This window comes from Exiguobacterium sp. s141 (assembly GCF_018618085.1).
GTDB classification, from domain to species: domain Bacteria; phylum Bacillota; class Bacilli; order Exiguobacteriales; family Exiguobacteriaceae; genus Exiguobacterium; species Exiguobacterium mexicanum_A.
This window is the reverse complement of sequence record NZ_JACSLJ010000027.1, coordinates 1-227: the sequence shown is the minus strand read 5'-3', so window position 1 is coordinate 227 and position 227 is coordinate 1. Positions and strand designations below refer to the sequence as shown.

Annotated in this window: 1 rRNA gene; it reads right to left on the bottom strand. The window is 43.6% G+C overall.

The window, feature by feature from the left end:
* Positions 1 to 85, bottom strand: a 5S ribosomal RNA gene (gene rrf / locus KNP74_RS14880); the annotation flags it as partial.
* Positions 86 to 227 lie beyond the last annotated feature (142 nt).

Here is a 227-nt window from a genome sequence, read left to right as displayed (position 1 = left end):
ACCCCCAACTACTTTCGGCGCTGAAGCGCTTAACTTCCGTGTTCGGCATGGGAACGGGTGTGGCCGCTTCGCTATCGCCACCAGACAAGTATTATATTAACATTATTTAGTCATAACGTCAATAATTTTTAAGAGATTGTTCTCTCAAAACTGAAGACTCATCAATTCACTCAAACCGTTAGACTAGATCAAAGCCTCGACCGATTAGTATCATTCAGCTCCACACG